Here is a 26,695-nt window from a genome sequence, read left to right as displayed (position 1 = left end):
TCAGTAGAACTCGAAGTGAGTGGTAAGCAGACGTTCTAACTAAACGGCTTTGTGAAGTACCGAGATTGACGTCCTCGACTTTATCCAACAGTATTGAGACCTAATAAAAGCTGAAAACACGAAGAGTCACAACAGTCAACCGTTCCGTTCAACTACTGGCAGCGTTCCCACGACTCACTGCGTCGGCGATGATCTTGTACTGTAGCCCCGCAATCCCTGCGACAAACACAACCAACGAGATTAACGAGAGAACGAACCCAAACAAACCAACGAGTAGCGTGATGACGATATTGTCGACGGCAGCCCCACCAGCGACAAATGCGGCACCAAGCCCAGAGAGGATTGCAAGAACGAGAATCAGCCCGATAACGTATACCAGCAACCCAACACCGTATCCAACGCCCTCACGGATCCCGACGTTCCCACTCGCGCCCATGTCGAGGGAAAACGGCAGTTCAAAATCGCTCACATCAGTTGTAGTGTCACGCGTTGTGGTGGTATCGGTTGACTCCTCAGTGGATATGTCTTCGGGCGATTCGCCGTCCGAATCAGTAGAGCGAGAATCACTCATACCATGTGTATATAATCCAACAGTGATATAGATACTGGCACGGTCTAACAGACAGCACGTGGTGACTGCGATAGTCGATGAAAGTACGTATCGGTCGGGGACGCTACGGCGAAGGCCGGCTGGGAACTCGGAGATCCGCGGAGTGCCGGCGACGATGTCGACGGCCCCCCGGGTAGCTCCGACGCCGGCTCCGCGAGCGGTTCCGTAGTAGCCGGTCACCGGACGTGAAACGCGCCGAGTTCCCGTAATCGACCCGCCAGCTCCTCGGAGAGCGCGTCGCGCTCGACGCGCCACTCCCAGTTGCCGGCGAGGGTCCCGGGCTCGTTGAACCTGGCCTCGCTGCCGAGTCCGAGCAGGTCCTGAACCGTCGTCATCGCGAGCACCGCCTCCGAGCTCCACACGTCCTCGATTATCTCCCACTCGATCGGTCGACCGTCGTCGACGCCGAGGTTGTAGTGGAGACAGTCGCGCTGGTCGGCGGGGAGATCAGCGTAGTAGCCGACCCACGTGTCGGTGTCGTGGGTCGAGGTGTAGCCGACGACGCTCTCGGGGTAGTTCATCGGTTGGTACTCGTTGCCCCCCTCACACCAGTTCGCGTACTGCGGGACCCGCATTCCGGGGAACCCGAACTCGGCCATCAGGTCGTCCATCCGCGCGTCGTCAAATCCGAGGTCCTCCGCGATGAACGGGGCCTCGCCGAACTCGCGTTCGACCGTCTCGAAGAGATCCCGCCCCGGTCCGTCGTACCACTCGCCGGCCGCCGGGTCGTCGTCATCGGCGGGGATCCCCCAGTACCGGACGAACCCGAGGAAGTGGTCGAGCCGCGCGATGTCCGCGAGATCGAACAGCCGACGGAACCGGCGGATCCACCAGTCGTAGTCGGCCTCGGCGAGTCGCTCCCAGTCGTACACCGGGTTCCCCCACCGCTGTCCGTCGTCACCGGGGTTCGGCGGCACCCCTGCCACCATCGTCGGTCGGTTGTTGTCATCGAGACGGAACGCCTCCGGGTTCGCCCAGACGTCGGCCGAGTCGAGCGCGACGTAGATCGGAACGTCGCCGACGATGCCCACGCCCTCCTCGGCGGCCGTTCGTCGCAGGTCGGTCCACTGTCGGTCGAACGTCCACTGGACGAACTCGTGGTACCGGACGGTCTCGGCGTGCTCCTCGCGGGCCGCATCGAGCGCGTCGGGATCCCGTGTTCGGAGGGGGTCGGGCCACTCGACCCACGTGTCCTCGGGGCGAGCGGCCGATATCGCTCGGAACAACGCGTAGTCGTCGACCCACGGCTCCCGATCGCGAAAGGCATCGAACTCGACGGTGGTGTCCGCTCGATCGGCGGCGTCCGTGGCCGCCTCGAACCGTTCGAACGCGGTCCGTAAAAGCGGGAGCTTGTACGAGCGAACCTCCTCGTAGGCGACGCGGTCGGTCGGGAACTCCGGGACCGGCTCCAGATCCTCCCGGGTCAACCAGCCGTCGTCGACGAGGCCGTCGAGGTCGATCAAGAGGGGGTTGCCGGCGAACGCCGACGGGGACTGGTACGGTGACTCTCCAGCGGCCCCGATCGTCGGTCCCACCGGACAGGTCTGCCAGTAGTCGACCTCCGCGTCGCCGAGAAACGAGAGGAACGACGCCGCGCCCTCCCCGAGATCGCCGATCCCGTGACGGCCGGGAAGGGAGGTGACGTGACAGAACACTCCGTCGGAGCGATCGAATCGCATGGCTACGTCTGTAACCCCCACCGACTCAAGCGTTGTGCCCGCGGGCGGCCCGGATCCGCACCCGGTCGTTCGATCCCGTATCGTTCGCTCTCCCGCTCGTCACTCCCCGATCGGGACGACGGCGACGTCGTCGACCGCGATCCGTTCGGTTCCGTCCCCGTCGGTGACGACGCACGGCTCCCCGGTCACGACGTTCGTTCGGCCGTGGTCGGCGTCGACGGCGACCGCCGCCTCGGCCGGCGCGAAGTTGAGGACGACGGCGAGCGCGTTCGGTCCGCTCCCGCGGAGGAACGCCACCACGTCGTCGGGATGGACGGCGTCGCCGTCGGCCTGTATCGGTCGCTCGGACAGGTCCCCGCTCGCGACGTGGTACCCGACGCGCTCAAGATCCCCTTCGGGGCCCAGCGCCGGGTGGTCCGCGTGGGTCCGGAGGAGTCGCTCGTAGCGCTCGCGGACCTCCCCGCGGGTGTGCTCCCACGCGATCGAATCGCGCCGGCCGCGCTGGCCGATCTCCTGGCCCGCGTACACCATCGGGACTCCCGGCAGGGTGACCGTCGCCGCGCCCGCCGCGGCAGCGGCCGCGTCGCCACACTCCACCCGGTATCGCGTCTCGTCGTGGTTCTCGATGTACTGGAGGAAGCCGGCGTGGTCGGGGAACCCGATCTCCGCGCGCTGTTCGACGGCGTCGACCACGGTCCGGGCCGGGGCCGCCCCGCGCCCGATCTGCCGGAGCTGGAAGTACAGCGTCGCGTCGAAGTGGATGTCGAACATCCCCTCGTGGAAGCCGGGGATGTACGGAATCGTCTCGTCCATCAGGAGGAACTCCGAATCCATCGCCTTCACCCGATCCCGAAGCTCGCGCCAGAACGAGTCCGGCACCGCCCACGCCATGTCACAGCGGAAGCCGTCGACGAGGGGGGCCCACTCGTCCACGACGTCGAGGAGGAACCGCCGAACCGAGAGGTTCGAGTGGTTCAGGTTCGCGATCAGCTCCCAGTCGAAGTACGTCCCCGGCTCGCCGGAGTCCTGCCACTCGTAGCGGTCGCGGTACGGGGAGTCCGGGTTCCGGTAGGCGTCCTGAAACCACTCGTGGTCGCGGGCGGTGTGGTTGGCGACGAAGTCGAACAGGACTCGGAGCCCGTGGTCGTGGGCGGTGTCGACGAGGGCCTCGTAGTCCTCGCGGTCGCCGAGGTCGTCGGCGACGTCGAAGAAGTCGGTGATGTTGTAGCCGTGAGGTTTCCCATCGTTCGTCAGGACCGGCGTGAGCCACAGCGTGTCGACGCCGAGATCCGCGAGGTCTGGGATCCGGTCCGCGATGGCGTCGAACGTCTCACCCTCGTCGGCGTCGGCGAACGTGCGGACGTACACCTCGTACACCCTAGCGTTCTCGGTCCATTCGGGTGGCTGGTTGAGACGGGTGACCGTGAACCGCTCGTCGGGACTCGTCGCTCCGGTACCGCCGGGCGAGTCCGCTCTGCCCGTCGGGTCCGATCTGCCCGTCGAGTCCGTGTCACCGATCGGGTCGACATCGATGGGCGCGCTCGCGTCGCCTGCGGAGCCCTCGCTTCCGACGCGATCGACCGCGACCGCGTCCGCGACGCTGATCCGCGGCTCGTGACCCGGTTCACGCGCGACGGCGACGGCGTGGACGCGAAGCCGGTCGGGAACCGTCCGCGTCGGAACGCGAAGCGTCGTCCCCGATCCGTCCGTCTCGATCGCCGTTTCCGATCCACTCGCGGTCACCTGCCGGGCGTCCCGCGGGTTCGTTCGTCCCGCGGCGATCGCGGACGAGACGTCCCGATCGTCGATGACGAACGTCACGTCGAGATCCTCTGCGGCCAGCTCCGAGTCGGGGTTCGGCGTCGCCATCGCGTCGACGACGATGGCGTCGCCCTCGACCGAGGCGTCGAGGCGAACCCGCGGCCTGCCGATCCCGTCGTGTGCTCGGTCACCCGCGTACGGGATCTCGGCGCGGTCGGCGTCCCGATCACGGATCGCCTCCCCGCTTCCGGCGGCGACGTCGACGTTCTCGTACGCGGCCGGGAACGCCCTGACGGTGAGCGCGTGGTTGCCGTCCGGCGCGTTCAGACCGAGGCGGTAGTGGCCGGGGACATCAGGCGTGAACTCGGTTATCGGCGTCTCGCCGACGGTCGCTTCGCTGTTCGGCGGGGCATCGACAATCCGCCACTCGTAGGTCGCCTCGGGATCCGGGTCTCTGGGAGCGAGCTGCGTCGTCTCGCCCGTCGAGAGGAAGCGTGGGGGTCCAGGGTGGTGCATACAGGTCCATCAACGCCCGGGGTCTTCGGTGTTGCTCTCCATGCGAACGTGTCGGGCATCCGACCGGCGGGATGCGCGATCCGTGGCTCTCGATCGGAATCACGCGGAAGTTCGCCCGGTCCGTCAAGGCTTTTGCCCACGCGACCGCGAGTCTCTCCATGCGACTGCGAACCGCCATCACGGAACACAAACGTCGCCGGGGCGAGCGCTACCCGACAGAACGTCCCACGACCGTCGGTGCGTTCACCGGCGACGGGGGCCGGCTGGTCCACGTCGGACCGGACGGTGCCACCCACGACTGTTCGTACGCGCTCTCGGGCGTGGGTGGGACCGATCGGCTCCGCGTCGGGATCGCCGGCGGCGGCGGGATCCGGTGGCTCGACGAACTCGACACCACTCGCCAACACTACGACGGGCACACGCCGCTCGTCGAGACCGAATACGACGCCGGCCGATACACGGTTCACCAGTTCGACCTCGTCGTCGACGATGTCCACCTCACCCACGTCGAGTTGCGCGGCGCGCCGCCCGCGAACGCCGACCTCGTCGCGAGCTGCGTGTTCGCCCCGGACATGGTCGAGAGAAGCGTCGGCAACCTCATTCACGAGGCGGCCGGTCCCGGGGACGGCGACGTGGTGGAGGTGTATCACCGTCGCGAACACGACTTCCTTGCCGCCTCAAACGGACTCTCGGCCGCTCACGGTCGCCGTCAGGAGACGCTCCCCGAGCTGCTCGGCGAGAACGACGGCGGGTACCTACATCGCGGCGAGATCGACGAGCGCGAGGACTCCCGTCTCACCCCCGACGTCGTCGTCCGCGCGCCGTTCGAGCGCGACGCCCGAACCGAGCGCGTCACCCTCGCGAGCCGCACCGTCGTCGACGATCCCACGGACCGCCGCGGGGGCAGGACGGCGGACGGCAGCGGCTCGGCGAGCGGAGCGGACGGCTACGACGCGGACCGGATCGACGAGGACGCCGACCGCGCTCGCCGGATCGACGCCGTCGTCGACGCCGTCTCCGATCATCCGACCGCCGACGAGATACGGGAGGCGGCGGCGACGCTCGAACCGACCGTTCCCGACGACACCCCACGCCCGTCGACGGTCGCGAGCGACCTCCGGGCGCTCGATCTGTTGACCGCGGATTCGGGCGGTCGGCTCGCCGGCCCCGAGTTCGACCCCTTCTACTCGACCTCCGGCGGCTACGGCTACACGTGGTTCCGCGACGAGGCGGAGACGTCGACGGCGCTGCTCGCCGCGAGCCGCGAACTCGGTCTGGACGCCGACTCGGAGCTGTTCACCTCGGCGGCGTTCCTCTGTCGGACGCAGGACGCGGACGGCAGCTGGCCCCACCGGGTGTGGGCTGACTCCGGGAAGGTCGCGCCGGGGTGGGCGAACGCTCGCATCGAGTCGGCCGACGACGACGCCCCGAACGACCAACTCGACCAGCCGGCGTCCGTGGTCGCGTTCCTCGCGGAGCTCCGTCGCACGACGGACGTTCCAGCCGATCTCCGCGAGCGGATCGACGAGACGATCGTCGACGCCGTCGAGTTCCTTCACGCGACGACGGCGGACGACGGGTTCCCCGAGCGCTGTCAGAACTGCTGGGAGAACGCGCTCGGGCGGTTCACACACACGGGCGCGACCTACCTCCGCGCGTTCTCGGCGGTCGCGCGCGCGCCGGTCGACGACGACGTTCGACTCCGAGCCGCGCTGGCGGCGGACGCGACCGTCGAGGCCCTACAGGATCGGTGGATCCCCGAACTCGAACGGTTCCCGCAGCGAGCGAACGGGTCGGACCGCGACGAACGGGCGGACGCGAGCACGTTCGCGCTCGCGAACGCGGCCGCTGAGTACGATGCGCTCGCGGCGGAACGTCCGGACGGAACGCCAGCCGACGGTCCGCTCCCGGCGGCTCCGGATCCCGCTGAGCGCGACGCGCTCGTCTCGCGGGTCGCGACACACGTTCGGACCACGATCGACGCGCTCGGCCGCGAGACGGAGCGCGTCGAGGGGCTCGTCCGGTTCGTCGGCGACGACTGGCGGACCGCCGAGCAAGGTGGCGCGAAGGTGTGGTCGATCGCGACGCTGTGGGGAGCGACCGCGGCCGCGACGGTCGGCGGCCTCCTCCAGTCCCACGGCGACGACGCAGAGGCGGCCTTTTCGGACGCGAGACGGCTGTACGAGCTCTGTGAGTCCGACGGTCCGTTCGCCAACGAGGCCGGACTCCTCGCCGAGCAGGTCTTCGACGACGGGGACTTGGACAGCGCGACCCCGATCGGGTGGGCCCACGGACTCCGGATCGACGCGACGGCGACGCTCGCTCGCCACGGGGCGCTACCGGTCCCCCACGATCGACCGAGCGGACCGAAGGCACCCAAGTGGACGACTGGGCGGAAGTTCGGCGTCGGGACGCCCGCCGATCACACCGCTGACGACCCGGTTCCCGTCTGGTTCACGCTGACCGAGGGCGCGCTGACCGAGGCTCGATTCCCGCGGATCGACGTGATGAACCTCCGGACGTTCGACTTCCTCGTCACCGACTCCGAGGCCGACTACACGGTTCGGACCTTCGACGAGACGAGCCACGAGACGACGACGGAGACGATCACGCGGACGACGGAACCGAGTGCTGACGACGCGCTCGCGTACACCCAGACGATCCGGGAGACGGGAGACGGCCACGGCCACCGATGGACGCTGACCGTCGAGTACGCCGTCGACACGGGCGGGAACGCGGTTCTCGCGGACGTCGAGTTCGAGGGGAGCCGCGAGTACGACGTGTACGCCTTGGCGGACACGACAGTCACCAACGTCGGTACCGACGACCACGGGAGCCGGGTCGGCGACGGTCGCCACCACCTGATCGCCAGAAACGAGCGCGACGACCGGCCGCCCGGGAAGCTCGTCGACGACGACGGCGAACCCTTCGACGTCGCGCTCGCGCTCACGGCGACCGACGGATTCGACTGGGCGAGCGCGCTTTCCGCCGGCGACGACGACCTCGACGCACTGTTCGCGAGCGGCGAGCGCGGTCCCGGATCGACCGATGCCACCGGAAACGTGGTGCTCGCCGGACTCGTCGGCAGCGGGACGACAGTGTCGGACACGGTCGCGCTCGGCTTCGCGGAGCGGTCGGACACCGCCGCGGCGCTCGGCGAGGCGCAGGGCGCGCTCGCCCACGGGTTCGAGGACATCTCGGCGGCGTACGTCGACGGCTGGCGGGAGTGGCTCGCCGACCGGGAGTTCCCCGACTCCGTGACCGGGGACGCCGACCTAGAGACCCAGTACCGGTTCGCGCTCATGACCCTCGCTGCCGTCGAGGACAAGCGTCACGACGGGGCGGGGATCGCCAGCCCGTCCGTGCCGTGGGGCGAGACGGAGTACGCCGATACCGACCGCGGCTTCGGTTACAACTTCGTCTGGTCGCGAGACCTCTATCAGGTGTTCACCGCGCTGATCGAGGTGGGCGAGGTCGACCGGAGCGCGGACGCGCTCGCGTACCTCTACAACACCCAGCAGGACGACACCGGGTTCCTCCCGCAGAACACCTACATCGACGGTCGGACCCGGTGGGGCGGCGAGCAGATGGACAACATCGCGTACCCCTCCGTGATGGCGTGGCAGCTGTACGGACACGGGGTGTCGCTCTCGGAGGCGGAGTACGACTACGACCAAGTGCGGCGGTCCGTCGGCTACGTCGCCCGGAACGGCCCGGAGACGGCTCAAGAGCGATGGGAGGAGGAGGCCGGCTACTCGCCGTCCAGCATCGCCGCGGAGATCGCCGGTCTCTGCTGTGCGGCCGCGCTTGCGCTTGCGGAAGCAGACCGGATCGGCGCAGCCGCAGACGACGAGCCGGAGCGTGGTTCGACGCTCCCGGCATCCGACCAACTGCGCGCGGACGCCCTAGCGTGGCTCGGGCTCGCGGACGACTGGACCGACCGGATCGAGGAGTGGTGTGCCACCGAGACCGGCACGGACCGCCATGCGAAGACGCCCTACTACCTCCGTATCACCGCCGACGGCGACCCGGACTCCGGACGCCCCCGGACGATCGCCAACGACGGACCGACGTACGACGAGCGAGAGATCGTCGACGGCGGGTTCCTCGAACTCGTCCGGCTGGGGGTGAAACCCGCGGACGACCCGGTCGTTCGCAACTCGGTCTCCGTCGTCGATGAGTCGATCCGCGTCGACACGCCGTACGGACCCGGCTGGTACCGCTACGTCGGCGACGCCTACGGCGAGCTCGGATCCGAGGACCCGGGCGCGCCGTGGGCCGGTATGGGCAACGGCGAGGGGCGGCTGTGGCCCATCTTCACGGGTGAGCGGGGCGAGTACGAGCTTCGTGCCCGCGCCGACGGCCCGGACGCCTTCGGCGGCACCGACGAGGACGCGCTCGATCCGGCCGCGCTGCTGGAGACGATGTCCGGGTTCGGCAACTCCGGGCGGATGTTACCCGAGCAGGTGTGGGACCGCGAACATCCGACCGAGTACGGCTGGGAGTTCGGCGAGGGCACCGGGGGGGCGACCCCGCTTGCCTGGTCGATGGCTGGATTCATCCGCCTCGCGCACGGCGTTGACGCCGGCAAGCCGGTCGAGACGCCGGAGTTCGTCCGCGAGCGATGCGTCGAGCGCGACCGACCCGAGGGACCCGAACTGGCCGCGGTCGCGGACTTCGTCGGCGACGAAGTCGTCGTCTCCGGCGAGACGGACGGCGCGGTCGTCGCCGTGTACACCGCCGACGGCTCGTCGCTTGTGACCCCCAACGGCGGCGAGTTCGAGTTCCGACTGGATCCTGCGGTCGACGCCCACACGGTCGTCGTCGCGGCCGCGACCGGCGAGGACCTCACGGCAGCGGGCACCGCGGTGGAGCGGATCAGCCTGTGATCAGCCGTCGGTCGACTCGGTACCCGGGTTCCCGCTCGGGCCCTCCTCGTCGACGTCGACGACGGTCTTTCCGGTCGCTTCCGGCATCACCCGGCGGTCGGCGTGGGTCCACTCCCGGTCGAGTTCAGCGCCCGCGAACAGCCGGTCGAGGAAGACGGCGAGGCCGGCGACTTCCGAGTGTGGCTGGTTCGTCACGCCCACGTTGAAGTCGGCGCGCTCGTACAGCTCCCACGGCACCTTCTCGCCGCCGACGACGACGAGGAGGTCCCGGGGCCGGGCCGTGTCGTCGTCGAGACCGACCGCCTCGCGGATCTCGCCCTCGACGTCCTGGATGCGCTCGCCGTACATCGTGAGATGGACGACGACTCCGTCGAAGTCGCGGACGATCGCCTTCTGGTCCCCGCGGAGTTCGACCTCGAAGGGACCGCCGAACCGATCGGTGATGTCGCGTACGGTCTCGGCCGACTGGCCCGCGTTGTCGGGGACGACCACACGGTCCGCGCCGAGCGCCCGCGCCGTGAGACCCACGTGTGTCGTCATCCGGTCGTCACGTCCGGGCCGGTGGCCGTACCGGAGGACGACGACCTCGCGTTCGTCGTTCATACGTCGGATCCGTCCGGGGACCGGGTGGACCTTTCGGTGCGCGACGGAGACGCCCACGGACCCCACGCTGTACCCACGAGCGTGGATCGATACCGACCTCGGGCGGTCGAGGTGACCACGTAAGTGAAAGGTTCATGGGGGAGGCGGTCGCCGGATCCGGTATGACGAGCGTCAAGGAGTTCCGCGTCGTCGAGCCCGCGACCGCCGAGGCACTCGGTCGAGGTCGGTTCGCGTTCACCGACGCCTACTCGGTGTTCGATTGGGGACGAATGCCCGACACGATCCCACGAAAGGGCGCGAGCCTCTGTACGATGGGCGCGTTCAACTTCGAGCGACTGGAGTCGGCCGGAATCCCCACACACTACCGCGGCGTCGTCGACCCGGCTGCGGTCGAGACGGGGGCGGATCCCGAGGACGCGGTCGGTCCCCTCAAGGACTCAGGAGCGCCGCCGACGGAGATGGCGATCGAGTTGACACAGGTACCCGACCTACCGTACGAGGGGTCCGACGCCGGCTACGACTACGACGCGTTCCACACCGCCGGCGGTGCGAACTACCTCGTCCCCCTCGAAGTCGTCTTCCGGAACACGGTCCCGGTCGGGTCGAGCCTCCGACGCCGAGCCGAACCGTCGGACGTCGGTCTCGGTCTCGACGCCTGGCCCGAGGGGGTCGTCGAACTCCCGGAGCCGGTCGTCGAGTTCTCGACGAAATACGAGCGACAGGACCGGTACCTCTCGCGCGCCGAAGCGGACCGGGTCGCCGGGGTCGCGGACATCGACGCGCTCGACACGCTCGCCCGCGACGTCAACCGGGTCGTCACCGAGCAAGCAGCCGGCGCGGGGTTCGTCCACGAGGACGGGAAGATCGAGTGTTGCTACGTGGACGGCGAGCTCCGCGTCGCCGACGTGGTCGGCACCTTTGACGAGAACCGGTTCTCCTACGGCGGCACACAGGTGTCGAAAGAGGTGATCCGCCAGTGGTACAAGCGGACGCAGCCCGAGTGGGTCGAGGCGGTCTCGAACGCGAAACGCGCGGTCGAGAACCACGAGACGGACGACTGGCGATCGATCTGTGACGTCGAGCCGATCGCGCTCCCCGAGGATGTCCTCGCGACCGTGACCGACCTGTACACCGCAGGTGCGAACGCCTATACCGGCGAGACGTGGTTCGACGCTCCCTCGATCGAGGAGGCGTTGGCTGCCGTCGACGACCTCTGAGCGCCCCGGCATCGGCTACCGAATCGCCACGGGCTACCGAATCGTCACGGGCTAACGAACCGACGACCCATCGGTGTCGTCGCCGAGCCGCCGAAAGGACCGGCCGGCCAACCACACCGAGAGCACGGCGATGCCGAGCGTCGCGGCCGCGAGGACGGCTCCCGGGTCGTACAACAGCGGCGGATGGTAGCCGAACCCGTAGTCGACGACGACGTTGAGGACGCCGAGCGCCAGCGCCAGCGCCAGCGCTCCACGCGTCGTCCGACCGAACGCGGGAAACAGGAGTGCGAGGCCGACGAAACACAGGTGTGTCCCGAGCACGCCCCAGTAGTATATCCACGCGTCGGGGGCCGTAACGTACGCCTCGAACGCGAGGTTCAGGGAGACGAGCGGCCACAGCCCGAACTGGACCAGCCAGACGAACGCGAGGGTGTGGAGGTACGCCAGCGCGCGGTTCGTCGGCACGTCGGAAACGTCGCCGCCGGAGCCGACCGTTGGAAGCACCGTCGCCAACGCGAGCGCGGCGAGCGCGACCGCGACCGCCGAGTCCGCGTACAGTGGCCAGAGAACGGTCGGGACGTCGGAGAGACTCTCCGCGTAGTAGTCGACCCCGACGAGAAACATGAACGACGTCAGTACGAGGACGATCGCGAGGCTTCGAGGCGTCCCCAGCAGCTCCTCGGCGACCACTGCTCTGACCCGGTCGCGGACCTCGGGATCGCGCAGGGTTCGGAGCCGACGAAGGTACTGGAAACGCGTCACGCCATAACTGTCCCCGGCGGATCCAAAACACCACCGCTCCGACACGAGGATTATCAATCGCGGGTTTTTGCCAGTCAGCTTTTTACGCGATGTAGGCTGACATCCGCTATGGACGGCGAGGACGCCGAGCGCCAGCCCGCTACGGACGGGAGAGAGCGACTGGTGTCCGATTCCGCGCGGACCGACACTGCGGAGGGCGATTCCGCCCCTGCCGATGTCGACCCGCCGGTTACGGTCGGACGGTACACTTGGCGATCCGTTCTCCGGGAGCACGGACACGTCGACGCCGCGGAGGAACTGTACGAGTGGATCCCCGAGGCTCCGGCGGTGCCGGCGAGCGCGGTGAAAGCCCGGGTCGATGACCGCGACACGGCAGTCGTTCGCGTGTCGGGGGTCGACCAGCCCTTCGAAACGGACGGCGAAACGCCCGTCGACGGGCACGGAACCCCGGCTGCCGGCACGCTCGTGATCGGGAGCGACGACGTCGTCGCAAGCGGGTCCGCGGTGTACGAGGACCGCCGACGGAGCGTCGACGAAACGCGGGGGACTACCGTGTCCCGTGACGATACGGACGACCGTGTCGGCGGACGGAGCGAAACGACGGACACGAACGAGGCCGGGGAGCCGGACCCTCCCGACGAGCACGGTGTGGGAGAGGCGGTCGGCAGAAACGGCGTCTCCGGTCTTGTCGTCGTCGCCGGCGCGGACGTGGAACCGGTTCCCGCCGGCCCACCGACGGATCTCGACTGGGAGCGAGTCGCCGTCGATCCCGCGGAGTTCCTCGGATTCCACCCGGATGAGCTCGGATTCAGGCTCCGGGCCACCGTCGCGGTCGGCGACGAGCTATGGGACCGGGGTCACGCTCGATACGACCTCTACGAGGTCCCGGTTCTCAAGGGGTACTACACGTGGAGCGACTTCGAGGACCAGTGGTATCGCGACGAGGAGGGTACCCTCCCGACCGACGAGGAGGACGAACCGATACCGTTCACCCACGAGCACAAGATCGACGCGCTGGGTTTCGACCCCGGCGGCATCGAGAGCGTGTTGGACGCGGGCGCGGAGACCGCGGACCGGCTGGCGGACCTCGTCGACGAGCGGACGGTCGACGTGAATCCGGAACTCGACGAGGACGCGTTCTTTTCAACGGTCGACGGAGAGACCACCCTCGCAAACCGGTACGATCTGGAGAAGGCGGTTCCGATGGCGAAGAAGACGCACTTCCGCGAGGTGGAGCGCTACTGGGTGAACGAACCCTACGCGTTCGTGATCGTGTTCCGATCGACGAAGGAGAACGAGGTGAAGTATTACGTGGTCCAGCCGTACCTGACCAGCATCGAGTCGGACCTGGCGGAGTTCCTCACGGGGAAGCTCCGGACCTCGATCAAGTACGCGGACGAGTCGATCACCGGGGAGGGGGAGGGCTTTCGTGAGGGAGTCATCGCCGACGAGACGCGGACGCTCCTCGAACGATACGATCTCTACGAGGGGGACGACGAGGGGCCCCTTACCGATCTCCTGGACCGGATCGACCTGGACGGCCTCGGAGTCGACCTCTCGGACGGACTCCCGCGACGGATCGCCGAGACGATCGGCTACCGGCCCCCGAGCCAACGGGCCGAGCGGACCTCCCGGATCAGTGCGCGTCCCGAACCGGCCGTGTTGGCCGAGGACGCGGAGACGCTGTCCGGGTACCAAGTGGAGAAGCTGTTGTACTACCTCAAACGCGACTTCATCGGGTACGAGCGGATCGACCCGATCAAACACGACATCAACGTCGAGGACATCTCCTGTGACGGCTACGATTCGCCGGTGTTCGTCTACCACTCCGACTACGAACAGGTCATCACGAACGTCTACCACGGTACGGACGAGCTGGACGACTTCGTCGTCAAACTCGCCCAGCGATCCGGTAAGGGGATCTCGAAACGACGCCCACAGGTCGACGCGACCCTCCCGGACGGCTCACGTGCCCAGCTCACGCTCGGGAGAGAGGTGTCGGACCACGGGACGAACTACACGATCCGCCAGTTCAAGGACGTCCCGTTCACGCCGGTCGACCTCATAAATTGGAAGACCTTCTCGCTCGACGAGATGGCCTTTTTGTGGATCTGTATCGAGAACAATAAGAACCTGATCTTCGCCGGCGGGACCGCCTCCGGGAAGACGACGAGCCTGAACGCGGTCTCGCTTTTCATCCCCTCGAACGCGAAGATCGTCTCGATCGAGGACACTCGCGAGGTCGAACTTCCCCAGCGCAACTGGATCGCGTCGGTCACTCGTCCGTCCTTCTCCGACGACGACAAGGGCGACGTCGACGAGTTCGACCTGCTCGAAGCCGCGCTCCGCCAGCGCCCGGACTACATCGTGATGGGCGAGATCCGTGGCGAGGAGGGCCGCACCGCGTTTCAGGTCATGTCGACGGGCCACACCACGTACACGACGTTCCACGCCGACTCAGTCGGCGAGGTACTCAAGCGGTTCACCACGGACCCGATCAACGTCTCGAAGACGATGTTCTCCGCGCTGGATCTCGTCTCGATCCAGACGTCGACCCGGGTACAGGGCAAGAAGGTGCGCCGGAACAAGTCGCTCACGGAGATCAACCACTACGACGCCGAGAACGACGAGATCAACGTTCAAGACGTCTTCCAGTGGCAGGCGGAGACGGACGAGTTCCTCCGAATGGGGGACTCGAACACGCTCGAAGAGATCATGTTCGACCGCGGTTGGAGTCGGGCGACGCTGGACGAGGAACTCCGAAAGCGACGACTCGTGTTGGCGTACCTCATCGACCGGGGGCTCAACAGCTACGCGCAGGTGGCGGCGACGTTCCAGGCGTTCATCAACGATCCGGAAACGGTGCTGGCGCTGATGGCCAACGACGAGTTGGAGCGCTCGCTCGAGGACCTCCGCGAGATGGAGTCCGTCCTCATCAACGTGGACCGTGAAAAGGAGGCGATGGTGCCTCGTCCCGAGCCGGACGAGGCCGGACGCGAGGAGGCGAAGGGAATCCTCGAGGACGCCGAGGATCTACTCGGCGAGTACCGCGGCTCGGTGCCGGAATCGGTCGCTGACGCGCTCCTCGACGTCGATCCGGCCCGAGACGTCGAGGCCCGCCCGAACGCCGCCCATGACTCGCTCGCCGAGGCGGCCCGGACAGCGGACCGGCTGACCGACCGGATCGTCAGTGACGACGCGGGGTCCGGATCGGAGGATACCGTCGGCGACACCGGCCACAGCGTCGTCGACGGACCCGACCGATCCGGAGATGCTGAAGCATCGATCGCGACGGGTGACGAATCGGCCGTCTCGGCGGGTGAGGGAATCGACCGGTCCCAGACCTCGACGAACGGCGAGAGCGGAACGCTGGAAATAGACGAATCGTTCGACGAGCCGTTCCCCGAGGGAGTCGACGTCATGAGTCCGCCACCGACGGAGGAGAGCCGTGGCGACGACGACGACGCAGTCGATACCGGATCCGTGGAGGGCGCGACGAGTTCGGACGGCGCGGTGAGTACGGAAGCCGTGGAGGACGGGGAGGACGCAGCGGACACGGACGACGACGCGGAGGGTTCGGATGCGGCCGACGCGGAGGGTTCGGATGCGGCCGACGCGAATGGCGACATCGACGAGTGGGGGTTCGAGACCGTCGAACCCGCCGAGGAGGAGGGCTGAGCCGATGAACGCACGACTGGTGGGACAATGAGTCTCGATACCGGTCTCGGACGCGGACGGGTTGATGACGACCTCCTCGGTCGACTGTTCTACCCGGTCTTCGGACTCCTGTTCGATCCCGATGGCGATTTCGTCGGGAACGTGGAGCAGAAGCTTGCCGAGGCGCGGATGACGGACCCGGTCGAGATGTACGTGTCCCGGTCGCTCGGCGTCGGCGTGCTTCTCGGCGTCGTGCTCTGGGTGGTCGGGACGCTCCTTGGGTACGGCGTGTTCGCGCTCGGTCTGATCGCTCCCGAGACGCTGTCGCTCGGGGTCCCGTCGCCGAGCCCGGCAGCGACGGAGCTATTGCGGTCGCTCGTGGTCCCGGCGGCGGTGTTCATCAGCGGACTCGTCTTCGGATCGATCGGGTTCGCGCTGGGGTTCGGGACGCTGATCGCGCTCCCGTACTCCCGGTCGTCGGCCCGCGAGCGGGAGATCAACCTGCTGCTCGCCGACTCCGTCTCGTTCATGTACGCGCTCTCGGTCGGCGGCCTCAATCAACTGGAGATCCTTCGGGCGATGGCGACCGCCGAGGACACCTACGGAGAGGTGTCGAAGGAGTTCCAGAGCGTGATCAACGAGACGGAGTACTTCGGAACCGACTATCGGAACGCGCTCCGCCAGCAGTCGATGGAGACGCCCTCCGACGAGCTCTCACAGTTCCTCGCCGACATGCTCTCCATTGTCAACTCCGGGGGAGACATGGAATCGTTCCTAAAGGACAAAAAGGACAAACACATGCGCACCTCGAAACAGGAGCGCGAGATGACGCTGGAGACGTTGGAGCTGTTCGGCGAGATGTACATGACGCTCTCGCTGTTCCCGCTCCTCCTCATCGTCATCCTCGTGATCATGGGGATGATGGGCGAGTCCGACGACGTCCTGTTATACGCCACGGTGTACCTCCTCATTCCGCTGACTGGGCTGGGCTTCTTGGTGCTCGTCTCAACCGTCAAACAGGACGAGCCGGGGGACGGCTATCTGCGTCCCGACGGCGGCAGCGAACGGCTCCAACAGACCAGCCGGGAGGGACTGCTCCATCTCGGCCTGATCGAGGGGTTCGTCGGCCGCAGCGGGATCTTCGACCGGATCCGGGAGCGTGAGGGGACCCACAAGACGAAGCGGATCCTCGCCGCTCCACACCACTTCCTGCGTGACAACCCGCTTTTCACGCTCGCGATGACCGTGCCGGCCGCGCTGGCGCTCATCGCCGTCGCGGTCGCGTCCGGGTCCGCGCCGACAACGTTCGACGGCTGGGTCGACCGTCCAGTGTGGTCCGCGTTCATCTGGGTGTACGTGCCGGCGTACGTGACGCTGATCCCCCTTGCCGTGTTCCACGAGTGGGGACAACGGTCCAAACAGGCCGTCACGGGCAAACTCTCGGAGAACCTTCGAAAGCTCTCCTCGGCGAACGACACCGGACAGACGCTGTTGGAATCGATCCGTACCGTCGCTGAGACCTCATCGGGAAAGCTCGCCGAGGAGTTCGATATCATCCACGCCAAGGTGAACTATGGCATGAGCCTCCGGGACGCACTCGTCGAGTTCAACAACGAGTACGCGGTCCCCCGGCTCGCTCGAACGGTGAAACTCATCTCCGAGGCACAGGAGGCCTCCTCCCAGATCACGGACGTGTTGACGACGGCGGCACAGGCCTCGGAGAACCAGGACGACATCGAGCGGGAACGACGCTCCCGGACGCGGATGCAGGTAGCGATCATCCTCATGACGTACGTCACGCTTCTCGGCGTCATGGCCATCCTCCAGACGCAGTTCATCGACGTGATGGGCGACCTCTCCTCACAGGCCGACGGGAACTCGGCTGACGCCGTCGGGGGCGGCGGCCCGGACTTCGGTGGGGGTGGCATGGAACCCGAAGTGCTCTCGATGCTGTTCTTCCACGCGGTGACGATACAGGCCGTCCTCTCCGGGTTCATCAGCGGGTACATCCGGAACGCGACGGTCCTCTCGGGCGTGAAGTTCGCGGTCGTCCTGATGACGCTGGCACTGGGGGTGTGGATCTATGTCGGGTGAGCATACTGGAGCCTTCACGACCGACGGTCGCGCACAGACCGTCCTCGATTTCGTCGTCGGGATGTCGGTGTTCCTCGTCGTCGTCGGGTTCACGTTTGCGTTCGTACCGACCCTCTTGGAGCCGTACGCCGTCGGGGACGGCGCGACGGTCATCGTCGCAGAGCGCGGTACCGCACAGTTGGTGGAGTCCTCTCTTGCCGGCCCGGGGTCGACCGCGACGCTGTCGCCGGTCTGTACGCACGCGTTCTTCAACGGAACGGACGGTGAGAGGGCGGCGTCCGAGTGGGACTGTAACTGGGAATCGAACGCCGAGGAGCTCCACGTCGAACTCGGGATCGATGAGTTCCGCGGACTCAATCTCACGGTCACGCAAAGCGGAGTCGTCGGAACGGTCGGCGAAGAAGACGTCCGGATGCACGCCGGCCCCACTCCGTCCCGAAGCGAGAGCGTCTCGGCCGCGAGTCGTATCGTCGACATCAACGGGGAAACGTACCGGCTCACGCTGCGGGTGTGGTGAGATGTTCGTCGAACACTTCCCCGACGATCGCGGGCAAGCGCACACATTGGAGGCGTTCGCCGCCGCACTCCTTCTCGTCGCCGGGATCGTTTTCGCAACACAGGCAACGGCAGTGACCCCGCTGTCCGCAAGCACTTCGAACCAGCACGTCGAGAACCAAGCGGCGATCGCGGCTCAGGACGTGCTGGAAACGGCCGGACATCGTGGCGACTTGTCCCGTGCGCTCCGCTATTACGACAACGGATTCGTCGACGCCGACAACGACGGAACGTACGCTGGGTTGATGACGGAATCACATCCGCTACACGACCCGTTGAGAGAAGCGTTCGACGACAGGCGGATCGCGTTCAACATCGAGGTTTACCACCCCGACGGGGACGGCAGCACCGGGCGAGAAAGACTGGTCGACATGGGCACTCCCAGCGACAACGCGGCGACCGCCAGCAAGCGTGTAGCACTCTACGGTGACGATCGACTGTTCAACCCCAGCGCCGACGATCCGAACGATCCGGTGTACTCCGGGCCGCGACTCGACGAGGAGAACGAACATGACTACTTCGCCGACCCGGTCGGCGGGAGCGACACGCTGTACACGGTCGTGGAGGTGCGCATCACCGCATGGCAGATGTGAAACCCCCTCGCGTCCGCGGGTCCGACCCCGAACCCGACGAGGACCGGGCACAGATGATCCTGATCACCGGGCTAACGCTCGCGGTGATCCTCGTGGCGGTCGTGCTGCTGTTGAACACCGTCATCTATACCGAGAACCTCGCGACTCGCGGCGTTGACGCCGGGGGAGCCGAAGCGGTCGACTTCCGCGACGGGACCGTCGAGGACGTGGCCGCGATCATGGAGCGAGAACACCGCACCGAGAGCGGTTCCGATGGCGTCGGAGACGATTTCAACGCGACCATGTCCGTATACAGTGACGCTACGGGCGATCTTCGGCTTCGTGATGGTGTGATCGCCGACGTGAGTGCGGTGACTAACGAGACCGGCCACTTCATTGCGCAGGACGAGCTCGCCGATGGTGGCTACCGAGCCATGACCAACGAGAGCGGAACCTCCGACTGGACCCTCGCGACTACCGTCACTCGGACGCGGAACTACCAGCTGACCGTGAACGAGCGGTCACTCGATGAGGAACCGTTTACCGTGGTCGCGAACCGCTCCGGGGCGACCTGGTCGATGTCGGTGTCCGGGAACGCCAGTGGCGACGGTATTGAGGTGACCGTCGACAACGGAACCGAGACTCTGGAATCCGAGTCGTTCGACGGCTCGGAGGACGGCAGCTATACGATCGACGTGACTGGCGGCACGGTCGCGGGCAACGAGTGGAAAGAGCTCGTGTGGGCCGAGAACGTACAGAACGGAGCCGAAAGCTACGAGATCCGTTACGAGAACGGCGACGCGGCGGCCGGCACCTACCACTTCGTCGTGGACGAGATGGACGACCCGAGCGCCGATCCGAACGAGCCGTACGGGACTACCCCCGCAGACCGTACCGCACAGCCGTACGTCGTTGACGCCGTCTACAGCGCCGACGTGGAGGTCCATCATCGCACGCCCGAACTGGAGTACAGGGACGTAGTCCGAGTTGCACCGGGTGAGAACGATGCGTGATCCCTCCCGCGGCGACGAGCGCGCGGTGTCGGTTACCGTCGGCTACGTCCTGATGCTCGCGGTCTCAACGCTGTTGCTCTCGGGACTGTTCATCGCGGGCGGCTCGTTCGTTGACACCGAGCGTGAGCGTGCTGCCCAAGGTGAACTCACCGTCGTCGGCGAGCGCGTGGCCGCCGACCTGATGACCGTCGAAAGGCTCGCGGGGACCGCCGAATCACCTGCGGATCTCACGGTCGTCCGTCCCGTCTCACTCCCCGATCGGGTGTCGGGAGCCGGTTACCGGGTCACTGTAACCACCGCCGGGACCGAAGGGACCGTCACCCTGGAGAGCGACCGGGCGGACGCGACCGTCGAGGTTCCGTTCCGCGCGCGTTCGGACACCAAAATCCGGAACGCGACGCTCACCGGTGGAGATCTACGGATACACTGGGTGCCGGATCCGGGATTGGACAGCGGCGGCGAAGTGGTGGTGAGCGAAGCATGACGGATGTGAACTGCTCTCAAGGGTTGCTCGCGGCCGACCGCGGCGTCAGCGAGGTCGTCGGATTCGTGTTGGTGTTCGCGCTGATCACGTCAACGATCGCCGTTACGTTCACAGTCGGTCTCGGCGGATTGGAGGACGCGCAGCTCGCCGAGCGCGACAACAACGTCGAGCGGGCGTTTGATGTCCTCCACGACAACCTCAACGACATCAGTCGAGACGGCGTACCAAGCCGGGCGACCGAGGTCCGGCTCGCGGGCGGGTCGATCGAGCTCAGCGATCCTGTTCGCCTCCGAGCGACGGTTGACGGCACCGAGTCGAGCGTATTGAGCCTTCCATCTCGGCCGATAGAGTACTCAGGGGCTGGCAACACGAAGGTCGTGTACGAGAACGGGGCTGTCTTCCGGAGTGATGGCTCAAACGCGGTCATGGTGAACGAGCCTGACTTACTAGTCGGTGAAACAACCGTGTTTTCGATCGTTGACGTGCGGGCGGCATCCGGTACGTCCAGACTGGCTGGAGGCGACCGAACTGTACTGCTCGTCAGTGAGCGTCACAATCGCGAAATGATCGTTGCTGACGGCGAAAACGTGACCTTGACTCACGAGGCGTCCCCACGCGCCGATGCTTGGGAGCAGTATTATGAGGACTTGTCGGCGGAGTATCCGGACCGGATCGCTGTTGGGTGTGATGAAGACGCTGCCTCCGTCGAGTGCGATGAAGACACGGTCTCGGTGACGATCACTGTAGACGAGCGAGTTATTATTCACACGACCGAGATAAGAACCACGCTCGGCGACTGAGCGATCGTTGGGGCATCATCAGTCGTCGCTCCTTTCCCCACCCACATCTATGCCGTGAACGGACACATGGAGGTGGTTGACGGTGGGTATCGTCCTATCGACGAACGGATCGTAATCCTCGATCGCCTCGTCGTGGTTCAGCGTGACATCGGCATCGATGAACCGTACGTCATTGGCTGAGAGCGCGCCATCGATCCGTGTCTCGTCATTGAGTACCACTCCGTTTGCATGAACAACTCCGTTGACGTAGGCCGTGGATCCATCCTCCGCGTTGCCCTTGAGGTGTACCGTATCCGCGGTACTGAACAACCAGAGTCCGCCGCCGGGATGGTTCCGTGCTGCGTCGGACTCGAGAACGGCATCGTGGTCGTTCGCTTTAATTTCGAACACGGATCCGTCATGATACCACTGAGCGGTAGCCTCGTCCACGACGTTGACACCGGCAGGTGCCCCGTTCGATTCGACGAGTACGTCGCCAGTGCCGTGGAGATACGCGATGCCGTTGCCAGCGACGCGGAGTGTACCGGACCCGCCTTCTGAGCCTATGAGCACGTCTCCGTCCGCCAGCAGGTGGAACTCGTCTCCCCTCTCTCCGGTGTTGAGGACGATTTCGGTTCCGTCGTTGGACCCGATCAGTTCGACGTCCTCGTTTATTTCAACCGCACGAACTCCCTCCCCCTCAACGGTCATCGAGGAGCCTTCCTTGACGATGAGTGCCTCGTTGACGTACGTGTCCCCACGAAGCGTCGCATCTGTCGCCCCGCCGAACACCGCGTTTCCGTTGACAGCGAGTGAACCGTGTGTTTCCATCGTCGAACTGACTACCTCGAGTCCCTCGCCGACATACAGATCGCCATTGACGATCAGATTTCCGCCTTCTCTCAGGTCCAACGTTTCGTTAACGTGTAAGTCCCCCTCGACGGTCAACTCTCCACCCTCTACGGAGACCGGACCGTCGACGTACGTCGAATCGAGGTCTTCCGTTTCTCCCGCTCCGAGTTCGATCGACGACGCCGTGTCTTCGTATGACTCCGGATCCCCGTCGGTGGCAGTCTCGTTGAGGTCGTTGAACGTCGACCGAAACGTCTCGATCCGGTCGGTGATTTCGCCGCTCATATCAACATGGCGGGTCGTCCCCACAGCCTCCTCAGTAACGAGATCCGCCGCACTCTCAAGAGCGCTTGTCGACGGGTGGACATCCGAACCGGATAGGGTTCCACCGATGTTGATATGCTCGACATCGAGCTGTCCGGGTGCCCCCCCGTCGATTCCGCCGTCAGCGTATACCCGAACGTTGTCACCGGTTGCCTCCGAGGGTGGGTAGTCCCGAGAGTCGTATGATGCCGCGTTGAAGGAGTTGATGTCTTCCATCAACGTTTGCTCATTGAACCCGCTACCAGTGTTGAGTCCGAATAGCGACTGAGTTACTTGGGACGACTCGATCTCGGTAGGGAGCCGAATCCGGGTGCGGTTCCCGTCAAGTGACTCTACGCTAGCATCCGTTCGCGATTCAAAAAATCGGCCCCACGCCTCAGCGTAGTCGCTTTCGACAGTGATGGTCACGTTCCCGCCGAGAAGCGGATTCGAACCGCTTTTCGAGGGAAAAACCCGCTCGGATGGTTGCTCGGTATCGGTAATCCGTACCGTGTCTGCGAGCGGACCACCGCTGTCCTCGATCGTCACGAGCGGGAGAGTGAGCGTCTCGGTTCCGCCCCTTCCGCGGTAATGGAACTCCGGCGGAGAGACCATCCACGAACCGTCCGCGTTGGACCGCCAGACACCACCACCCTGATACGCGACGGTTTCGCTCCCGCTTTCGTATACGACCGCGCCGAAGCGGACCGTCTCATTGATGTCGTTCTCGCCCTCATCGGTCTCCACCTCGATCCGCATCCAGCCGGCGTCCTCGTCGACCCGGAAGTCCGCGGTCCGCCCGACATCCATTTGGACCATTTTCGTGGGTGACTCGCCGTGCGCGACGAGGCTTGCCTTCGAATCGAACTGCGTCATCGCACCCTCAACACGCTGGAGGTCCGCGGTCTGCTGAGAGTCGGTGAGCGCAACGGACCCGAGCGCGACCGTGGATCCGACGACTAGTATCGTCACCCCGAGAAGAAGGACGGTCCCGAGGACCTCGCTTTGGGCGCGCTCACAGCGGAACATACGGTTTCTCAGCGGCCTTCGGTTATAAAGATCGACCGCCAACTATCGGGTTTGATACCCAAATACGGCGCTTCTCATTCTCCGGAGTGATGATCGACGACGCCTACCGACCGGACGCACCACTTAAGAACGCCGGTGGTCGAGTCGTCTTCATGAGCGGTTCCTCGCTCGCCGGAGCAAAGCGGCGGTTCCGCCGAGCGGCGGGCGTGAACGTTGCCGGCAACGCCGCGAAGATCGCCGTCGAGGGTGCCGCGGGGATCGCGTTCGGGAGCGTGGCGCTGCTCGCTGACGCCGCCCACTCCGTCGCCGACCTCGTCGCCAGCGCGGTCGTGTTCGTCTGGGGCGGATCGCGGTACGACGACGCCGACGCCGAGCACCCACACGGCCACCAGCGGATCGAGCCGCTGACCGCACTGTTCGTCGGCGCGATCATCTTCTTGCTCGGGGTGGTGCTCCTCCGTGAGTCCGTACTCGGCCTGTTGGGCGTCCCCGAAGTCTCGGCGAGTCCCGTCCTCGTCGGCGCGTTGCTGTTCGCGATAGCGGATATGTACGTCCTCTACTGGTACACGACGCGGGTGAACGTCGACCTCGGCTCGACCGCGCTCGCCGCGCTCGCGACCGACTGTCTGAACGATATTTACACCTCGCTCGCCGCGATGGTCGGGGTGATCGGCGCGTTTCTCGACCTCCCGATCCTCGATCCCGTCGCCGGCGCGGTCGTGAGCCTCCTCGTCATGTATCAGGGCGTTCAGATCGCCCGCGAGAACGTGACGTACCTCGTCGGCGCGGCCCCGCCTGATGGCGACCGCGACCGGGTCACGGAGGCGCTTCGGAGCCACCACGCGGTGGTCGGCGTCCACGACCTTCGGGTGTTCTACGACGGAACGGAGCTGGAGGTGGAGGTCCACGTCGAGGTCGACGGCGAGATGACGCTCCGCCGAGCACACGACATCGAGACGGAACTCGTCACCCGGCTCCGTGATCTGGATGGCGTCGGCGACGTCCACGTCCATCTCGACCCCTCCGGCGTCGGCGAGTGGAAGGACGCTGCCGAGGGTCGCAACCGATACTGACGCACAATTCGTTCCAGTCCCGGCTATTGCCGTGCGGGTTATGTCGCTGACGACCCAACAGTCCATATGTTCGGTCGTCGCTGGCTGGAGATGACGTGGCAAGACGGATGCTTCCTCCATTGGGCGGTCAACCCCGATCTCGTCGCCGGAACGCTCCCTGAGCGACTCTCGGTTGCTACGCACAACGGCCAGGCATACCTCGGAGTCGTCCCGTTTGTGATGTCGGACATCCGTCCTCGTGGGTCACCCATCGGACTCTCGTTTCCGGAGTTGAACCTCCGAACGTACGTCGACGGACCGAACGGGCCGGGCGTGTACTTTTATAATCTCGATGCGGCCGACCGGCTGGGTGTCGCTGTCGCGCGACGCCTGTTCGCGCTCCCGTACTATCGTGCTCGGATGGACGTGACCCGAGAGAACGGTGCCGTACGGTTCAAAAGCGATCGCCGGCACCGTGGCGCACCGTCGGCGCGGTTCGACGCGACGTACGAACCGGTCGGCGACGCGTTTGTTCCCGAGCCAGGGTCGTTGCCCGCGTTTCTCGTCGAAAACTATCGCTTCTACGCGGCCGGAAACCGACTCTACTGCGGTGAGATAGCCCACGAGCCCTGGACGCTTCGGGAGGCGAGGGTCGATCTCCGCCGGAACGACCTATTCGAGACGAACGGGTTCGAGAAACCAGCCGACAAGCCGATCGTCCACTACGCGGAGCCGATCGACGTGACCGCAGACCGGATCCGACGGGCGTAGAGACGCCTCGTCGGTAGCAGGGGTCCGATTTACGGGAACAGCCCACGGTACTCGTGGGCACCGGCCGTCCGTTCGAGCGCGAGCGTGTACGCGGCGGTGCGGAGGTCCGGCGTCTCGCCGCCGTCGTATCGCGCGATCGTCTCGTCGAACGCCGATCCGATGCGTCGCTCGAGCTCCGCGTTGACTGTTTCGAGCGGCCAAGAGAACTCCTGTGCGTTCTGAACCCATTCGAGATAGGAGACGATGACTCCGCCGGCGTTCGCGAGAATATCGGGGACGACGGGGACGTCCCGACCAGAGAGGGTTTCGTCGGCGGCGACGGTCGTCGGTCCGTTCGCGGCTTCGACGATCGCCCCCGCACGGAGGTCGTCGACGTTGTCGGCGGTGATAACGCCCTCGACGGCAGCGGGAATGAGGACGTCGACGTCGAGTGTCAACAAGGTTTCGTTCGTGATGTGGTCAGGATCGTCGTCGGTAACGAGACCGCTCGGGCGGTCATCTCCGGCGGTGTACTCCTCGATCAGCCCGCCGTCGGCGACGTGTTCCGCGAGGACCTCAGTGTCGAGCCCGTCCGGGTCGTAGGCCGCGCCTGTGACGTCTGAGGTAGCGACGATCCGTGCGCCGGCGTCATCGAGCAGCCGGGCCGCGTTCGACCCCACGTTGCCGAACCCTTGGATCGCGACGGTCGCCTCCGAGAGGTCGCGATCGAGGTACTCGAAGAGCCGTTCGGTCACGATGGAGACGCCGCGGCCGGTCGCCTCGACGCGACCCGGCGTCCCGCCGATCTCGAGTGGTTTCCCGGTGACGGCCTGCGGGACGGCGTACCCCTCGTACATGGAGTAGGTGTCCATCATCCAGGCCATCGTCTGCGGGTTCGTGTTCATGTCCGGTGCGGGCACGTCGACCTCAGGTCCGATCATCCGCCGTATTCCCTCCGTGTATCGCCGAGTGAGCCGTTCGAGGTCGCGATCGGTGAGTTCCTTGGGCTCGCAGATCACGCCGCCCTTGGCACCCCCGTACGGGAGGTCGACGAGCGCCGCCTTCCACGTCATCCAGCCGGCGAGCGCCTCGACCTCGCGCTGGGTCACCGTCGGGTGGTATCGAACCCCGCCTTTAAATGGGCCGCGGGCACCGTCGAACTGGCAGCGATACCCCTCGAACACCTCCACCTCACCGGACTCCAACTCCACGGGGAGCGTGACCTTTAGCGTTCGTTCCGGGTGTTTGAGCCGCTCGAAGACGCCCTCGTCGACGTCGGCGTACTCGGCGGCACGGTCCATCTGTGCGAGCATGTTCTCGAACGGATCGTCGGTCATCGTCCGTGAGTCTCGACTGGCACGGGATATCGTTTTCGACAAATATTGCGGATGTGTGTGTGACACACCCACTCGATGAGAGTCTCCTCCGACAGGCGCTCTGTGTACCCGTTCCGCCGGAACTTATATGTGACCGCCGACAACGACGGGCCATGAGACTGGGACACGCGATGGAGGGCCG

At 66.0% G+C, this 26,695-nt stretch carries 18 protein-coding genes; 11 read left to right on the top strand and 7 right to left on the bottom strand.

Annotated elements, in window-relative coordinates:
• Positions 1-148: 148 nt before the first annotated feature.
• From J2751_RS05390 to malA, 3 genes are all read right to left on the bottom strand, one after another.
• On the bottom strand, positions 149-571 hold the full coding sequence (locus J2751_RS05390) for a hypothetical protein (protein WP_209483927.1): 423 nt from the start codon (positions 569-571) through the stop codon (positions 149-151).
• Positions 572-786: 215 nt separating this feature from the next.
• Entirely contained in the window at positions 787-2,289 is a 1,503-nt protein-coding gene (gene malQ, locus J2751_RS05385; RefSeq protein ID WP_209483925.1) for a 4-alpha-glucanotransferase, read from the bottom strand.
• A 99-nt stretch (positions 2,290-2,388) separates the two neighbouring features.
• A complete protein-coding gene (gene malA, locus J2751_RS05380) occupies positions 2,389-4,566 on the bottom strand; it encodes an alpha-amylase MalA (protein WP_209483923.1) in 2,178 nt (725 codons plus the stop codon).
• Between the two features lie 158 nt (positions 4,567-4,724).
• On the opposite strand from malA, the gene J2751_RS05375 reads away from it, so the two are divergent.
• Positions 4,725-9,455, top strand: coding sequence for a glycoside hydrolase family 15 protein (locus J2751_RS05375; protein WP_209483921.1), 4,731 nt, complete (start codon positions 4,725-4,727; stop codon positions 9,453-9,455).
• Here J2751_RS05375 and J2751_RS05370 read toward each other — a convergent pair whose 3' ends face one another.
• Entirely contained in the window at positions 9,456-10,058 is a 603-nt protein-coding gene (locus J2751_RS05370) for a tRNA (cytidine(56)-2'-O)-methyltransferase (protein ID WP_209483919.1), read from the bottom strand.
• Positions 10,059-10,219: 161 nt separating this feature from the next.
• On the opposite strand from J2751_RS05370, the gene J2751_RS05365 reads away from it, so the two are divergent.
• Positions 10,220-11,275, top strand: coding sequence for a phosphoribosylaminoimidazolesuccinocarboxamide synthase (locus tag J2751_RS05365; protein ID WP_209483917.1), 1,056 nt, complete (start codon positions 10,220-10,222; stop codon positions 11,273-11,275).
• A gap of 51 nt (positions 11,276-11,326) precedes the next feature.
• Here J2751_RS05365 and J2751_RS05360 read toward each other — a convergent pair whose 3' ends face one another.
• Positions 11,327-12,037, bottom strand: a complete 711-nt coding sequence (locus tag J2751_RS05360; protein ID WP_209483915.1) for a DUF1405 domain-containing protein — start codon at positions 12,035-12,037, stop codon at positions 11,327-11,329.
• 108 nt (positions 12,038-12,145) lie between these two features.
• On the opposite strand from J2751_RS05360, the gene J2751_RS05355 reads away from it, so the two are divergent.
• From J2751_RS05355 to J2751_RS05325, 7 genes are read left to right on the top strand one after another with little or no spacing between them, the layout of a single operon-like run.
• Positions 12,146-15,715, top strand: coding sequence for a type II/IV secretion system ATPase subunit (locus tag J2751_RS05355; RefSeq protein ID WP_209483913.1), 3,570 nt, complete (start codon positions 12,146-12,148; stop codon positions 15,713-15,715).
• A gap of 27 nt (positions 15,716-15,742) precedes the next feature.
• Positions 15,743-17,788, top strand: coding sequence for a type II secretion system F family protein (locus J2751_RS05350; RefSeq protein ID WP_209483911.1), 2,046 nt, complete (start codon positions 15,743-15,745; stop codon positions 17,786-17,788).
• Complete coding sequence (locus tag J2751_RS05345; RefSeq protein WP_209483909.1) at positions 17,778-18,305, top strand: DUF7287 family protein; 528 nt, start codon at positions 17,778-17,780, stop codon at positions 18,303-18,305. Before J2751_RS05350 ends, J2751_RS05345 begins: the two co-directional genes overlap by 11 nt.
• A gap of 1 nt (position 18,306) precedes the next feature.
• Entirely contained in the window at positions 18,307-18,936 is a 630-nt protein-coding gene (locus tag J2751_RS05340; protein ID WP_209483907.1) for a DUF7288 family protein, read from the top strand.
• Positions 18,924-19,928, top strand: coding sequence for a DUF7261 family protein (locus J2751_RS05335; protein ID WP_209483905.1), 1,005 nt, complete (start codon positions 18,924-18,926; stop codon positions 19,926-19,928). The genes J2751_RS05340 and J2751_RS05335 overlap by 13 nt, the downstream gene beginning before the upstream one ends.
• A complete protein-coding gene (locus J2751_RS05330; protein ID WP_209483903.1) occupies positions 19,921-20,412 on the top strand; it encodes a DUF7266 family protein in 492 nt (163 codons plus the stop codon). Before J2751_RS05335 ends, J2751_RS05330 begins: the two co-directional genes overlap by 8 nt.
• A complete protein-coding gene (locus J2751_RS05325) occupies positions 20,409-21,212 on the top strand; it encodes a DUF7289 family protein (protein WP_209483901.1) in 804 nt (267 codons plus the stop codon). The genes J2751_RS05330 and J2751_RS05325 overlap by 4 nt, the downstream gene beginning before the upstream one ends.
• An 18-nt stretch (positions 21,213-21,230) precedes the next feature.
• Here J2751_RS05325 and J2751_RS05320 read toward each other — a convergent pair whose 3' ends face one another.
• A complete protein-coding gene (locus tag J2751_RS05320) occupies positions 21,231-23,375 on the bottom strand; it encodes a DUF7289 family protein (protein ID WP_209483899.1) in 2,145 nt (714 codons plus the stop codon).
• Between the two features lie 152 nt (positions 23,376-23,527).
• Here J2751_RS05320 and J2751_RS05315 point away from each other — a divergent pair, with 152 nt between their 5' ends.
• The gene (locus J2751_RS05315; RefSeq protein ID WP_209484026.1) at positions 23,528-24,448 is read left to right on the top strand and encodes a cation diffusion facilitator family transporter; all 921 of its coding nucleotides are present in this window, start codon (positions 23,528-23,530) and stop codon (positions 24,446-24,448) included.
• 66 nt (positions 24,449-24,514) lie between these two features.
• Positions 24,515-25,198 carry a YqjF family protein gene (locus J2751_RS05310; protein ID WP_209483897.1) on the top strand — a complete coding sequence of 228 codons (684 nt, stop codon included), beginning with the start codon at positions 24,515-24,517 and terminating at the stop codon, positions 25,196-25,198.
• Positions 25,199-25,227: 29 nt separating this feature from the next.
• Here the strand turns inward: J2751_RS05310 and J2751_RS05305 are convergent, their stop codons facing one another.
• Positions 25,228-26,514, bottom strand: a complete 1,287-nt coding sequence (locus tag J2751_RS05305) for a Glu/Leu/Phe/Val family dehydrogenase (RefSeq protein WP_209483895.1) — start codon at positions 26,512-26,514, stop codon at positions 25,228-25,230.
• Between the last annotated feature and the right edge of the window lie 181 nt (positions 26,515-26,695).

The sequence above is a fragment of the Halorubrum alkaliphilum genome, assembly GCF_017873815.1.
In the GTDB taxonomy this organism is placed as follows: Archaea; Halobacteriota; Halobacteria; order Halobacteriales; family Haloferacaceae; genus Halorubrum; species Halorubrum alkaliphilum.
This window is presented reverse-complemented; position numbering and strand designations above follow the sequence as displayed.

What these genes read in the sequence shown, in the direction of transcription:
- J2751_RS05310 (WP_209483897.1), top strand. Translation starts at nt 24,515, where the DNA reads ATGTTCGGTCGTCGCTGGCTGGAGATGACGTGGCAAGACGGATGCTTC.
- J2751_RS05340 (WP_209483907.1), top strand. Translation starts at nt 18,307, where the DNA reads ATGTTCGTCGAACACTTCCCCGACGATCGCGGGCAAGCGCACACATTG.
- J2751_RS05315 (WP_209484026.1), top strand. Translation starts at nt 23,528, where the DNA reads ATGAGCGGTTCCTCGCTCGCCGGAGCAAAGCGGCGGTTCCGCCGAGCG.
- J2751_RS05320 (WP_209483899.1), bottom strand. Translation starts at nt 23,375, where the DNA reads ATGTTCCGCTGTGAGCGCGCCCAAAGCGAGGTCCTCGGGACCGTCCTT.
- J2751_RS05370 (WP_209483919.1), bottom strand. Translation starts at nt 10,058, where the DNA reads ATGAACGACGAACGCGAGGTCGTCGTCCTCCGGTACGGCCACCGGCCC.
- J2751_RS05335 (WP_209483905.1), top strand. Translation starts at nt 18,924, where the DNA reads ATGGCAGATGTGAAACCCCCTCGCGTCCGCGGGTCCGACCCCGAACCC.
- J2751_RS05350 (WP_209483911.1), top strand. Translation starts at nt 15,743, where the DNA reads ATGAGTCTCGATACCGGTCTCGGACGCGGACGGGTTGATGACGACCTC.
- J2751_RS05355 (WP_209483913.1), top strand. Translation starts at nt 12,146, where the DNA reads ATGGACGGCGAGGACGCCGAGCGCCAGCCCGCTACGGACGGGAGAGAG.
- J2751_RS05375 (WP_209483921.1), top strand. Translation starts at nt 4,725, where the DNA reads ATGCGACTGCGAACCGCCATCACGGAACACAAACGTCGCCGGGGCGAG.
- malQ (WP_209483925.1), bottom strand. Translation starts at nt 2,289, where the DNA reads ATGCGATTCGATCGCTCCGACGGAGTGTTCTGTCACGTCACCTCCCTT.
- malA (WP_209483923.1), bottom strand. Translation starts at nt 4,566, where the DNA reads ATGCACCACCCTGGACCCCCACGCTTCCTCTCGACGGGCGAGACGACG.
- J2751_RS05305 (WP_209483895.1), bottom strand. Translation starts at nt 26,514, where the DNA reads ATGACCGACGATCCGTTCGAGAACATGCTCGCACAGATGGACCGTGCC.
- J2751_RS05365 (WP_209483917.1), top strand. Translation starts at nt 10,220, where the DNA reads ATGACGAGCGTCAAGGAGTTCCGCGTCGTCGAGCCCGCGACCGCCGAG.
- J2751_RS05390 (WP_209483927.1), bottom strand. Translation starts at nt 571, where the DNA reads ATGAGTGATTCTCGCTCTACTGATTCGGACGGCGAATCGCCCGAAGAC.
- J2751_RS05345 (WP_209483909.1), top strand. Translation starts at nt 17,778, where the DNA reads ATGTCGGGTGAGCATACTGGAGCCTTCACGACCGACGGTCGCGCACAG.
- J2751_RS05330 (WP_209483903.1), top strand. Translation starts at nt 19,921, where the DNA reads ATGCGTGATCCCTCCCGCGGCGACGAGCGCGCGGTGTCGGTTACCGTC.
- J2751_RS05325 (WP_209483901.1), top strand. Translation starts at nt 20,409, where the DNA reads ATGACGGATGTGAACTGCTCTCAAGGGTTGCTCGCGGCCGACCGCGGC.